Raw genomic sequence first — 2120 nt, forward strand, 5'->3', positions numbered from 1 at the left:
TCGTACACGCATACGATGCGTGCGGGGTCGACGATACGGCATCCGGACGGCCCGTGGGGTGGCCCGGACCGACGGGAGGAGGGACGAGATGAGGCGGTGCGCCGAGTCGGTGGAGGTGCGGACCCTGCAGGACGGATGGGAGCCCGGCGGGCAGCCGGATGCCTTCGTCTGGCGGGGACGGCTCTACGTGGTGTGCGAGGTGCTGGACCGCTGGCGACGGCGCCACCCGTGGTGGCGCCACGTGACCGAGGCCGAGGGGCTGGCCCTGGAGGCCGGCACCGACCAGGAGGTGTGGCGGGTGGAGGCCCGGGCCGGGCGGCACCGTCCGGCCGGGGTGTTCGACCTCGTGGCCCCGCCGGTGGGTGTGGCCGCGGGGTGGCGGCTGGACCGGGTCCTGGACTGACCCGGTCGGGCACGCACGGCAGCAGGGGAACGCAGGCAGCGGGGAAACAGGGAGGACGGACATGACGACGATGACGGGTGCCCCGACGGCGACGATCGGGGTGGGCGCACCGGCCGGGACGGTGCTGGACCTGATGGAGCGGGCGCGGACGAGTCTGGCGGAGGCCTGTGCGAGTCCGGTGCCCGAGGAGCGGTACGAGGCAGCGCACCTGGCCGCTCTGCGGGCTGCGGCCGCCGTGGTGGCGGCCCGGTCGGTGCCGGGACGGGCCTCGCGGCCCCGCAGCGTCTGGGAGCTCCTCGGTGGGGTGGCCCCGGAGCTCCGGGAGTGGGCGGTCTTCTTCGACGGCTCGGCCCGGCGCCGGGCCGCTCTCGCCCGGGGACGGCAGTGCTCCCAGCGGGAGGCGGACGACCTGGTGCGGCAGGTGGACGAGTTCGAGCAGCGGATCCGGGGTGTGCTGGGGCTGCCCGTGCTCCCCTCTGCCACGGCACTGCTGGTGGCCGGCTGGCCGGTCGAGGGCCGGTGATGTCCGCGGGGTTCGCGCACCTGCACGTCGCCTCGAGCTTCTCGCTGCAGTACGGCACCTCCACCCCGCAGGACCTGGTGGACCGGGCGGCGGCCTGGGGGCAGTCCCACCTGGCGCTCACCGACCGGGACGGGTTGTATGGAGCGGTGCGCTTCGCCCGGGCCTGCACCGAGGCCGGGCTCGTCCCGGTGCTGGGGGTGGACCTCGCCGTGGCCCACGGGGACGGGGCCCGTCGGGAGGAGGTCCCGGCGCGCCGGTCACCGGTGCGGGGCGGGACCTGGGTCGACGAGAGCCACGACCGCGTGCGGGTGCTGGCCGCGGGCCGGGAGGCCGGCTCCGGCCACGGTGTCGGTTGGGCGGCCCTGTGCCGCCTGGTCTCGGCGACCCACGCGGCGGGGGAGCGGGGCGAGCCGCGCACCACCGGGGAGCTGGTGGCCGGTGCTGCCCCGGCGGTCCGGGTGCTCCTGGGGCCCGACTCCGACGTCGGCCGGGCGGTGCTGGGGCGTCGTCGCCAGGAGGCACGGCGGGCCCTGGAGCGGTGGGTGGACCGGGTGGCCGGGCAGGTCGGGGATCTTCGTGAGGCGCGACGGGTCGTGGTGGTGGAGTTGGTGTGCTCCGGTGCCCCGGCCGGGCAGCCGGGCTGTACCGACCAGGCGGTGGGCATGTGGCGGCTGGCCGAGGAGGCCGGCGTGCGGACGGTGCTCACCGCTGCGGTGCGGCACGCGGACCCCGCCGACGTGGTGGTGGCCGACGTGCTCGACGCAGCCCGCAGGCACGTCCTGCTGGACCCACGGCACCTGGAGCAGCGGACCTCGGCGGCGCACCTGGCCTCCTCGGCCGCCATGGAGCGGGTGGCGCGGTGGCTGGCCGACCGGGCCGGTGGGCCGGACGCGGCCGCCGACCGGCTGCTGGCCACCACCGGGCAGGTGGCGACCGAGTGCGGCCTCTCGGCCCGGGACGACCTGGGGATCGGGTCGGTGCACCTGCCGGAGCCGGAGGTGCTCGGGTACGCCGACGCCACAGACGCCCTGCGGGGGCTGACCGAGCGCTGTCGGAGCGCGGTGGACGGGCTGTACCGGCGGGCCGGTGAGCGGCGGCGGGCGGTCGACCGCCCTGGGGGCCGTCTCTTTTACACATCTCCCTCTTGAAAAAAAAAAAAAATAAAATAATTCTATCAGTGGGCGCCCTCTCTAC

3 protein-coding genes are annotated in these 2120 nt (G+C 75.8%); all 3 read left to right on the forward strand.

The window, feature by feature from the left end; all coding sequences use genetic code 11:
- Positions 1-88 precede the first annotated feature (88 nt).
- Positions 89-403 (forward strand): DUF6504 family protein, encoded by a 315-nt coding sequence (locus ACY8FT_RS11805; protein WP_462417382.1) that lies wholly within the window; start codon positions 89-91, stop codon positions 401-403.
- A 61-nt stretch (positions 404-464) separates the two neighbouring features.
- On the forward strand, positions 465-926 hold the full coding sequence (locus ACY8FT_RS11810; protein ID WP_462417383.1) for an SAV_6107 family HEPN domain-containing protein: 462 nt from the start codon (positions 465-467) through the stop codon (positions 924-926).
- A complete protein-coding gene (locus tag ACY8FT_RS11815; protein ID WP_462419102.1) occupies positions 926-2074 on the forward strand; it encodes a PHP domain-containing protein in 1149 nt (382 codons plus the stop codon). Before ACY8FT_RS11810 ends, ACY8FT_RS11815 begins: the two co-directional genes overlap by 1 nt.
- The last annotated feature ends 46 nt before the right edge of the window (positions 2075-2120 follow it).

Source organism: Kytococcus sp. Marseille-QA3725 (genome assembly GCF_054950055.1).

Excerpts from the sequence above, each read along its gene's own strand:
- ACY8FT_RS11815 (WP_462419102.1), top strand. The coding sequence starts at position 926 with ATGTCCGCGGGGTTCGCGCACCTGCACGTCGCCTCGAGCTTCTCGCTG.
- ACY8FT_RS11805 (WP_462417382.1), top strand. The coding sequence starts at position 89 with ATGAGGCGGTGCGCCGAGTCGGTGGAGGTGCGGACCCTGCAGGACGGA.
- ACY8FT_RS11810 (WP_462417383.1), top strand. The coding sequence starts at position 465 with ATGACGACGATGACGGGTGCCCCGACGGCGACGATCGGGGTGGGCGCA.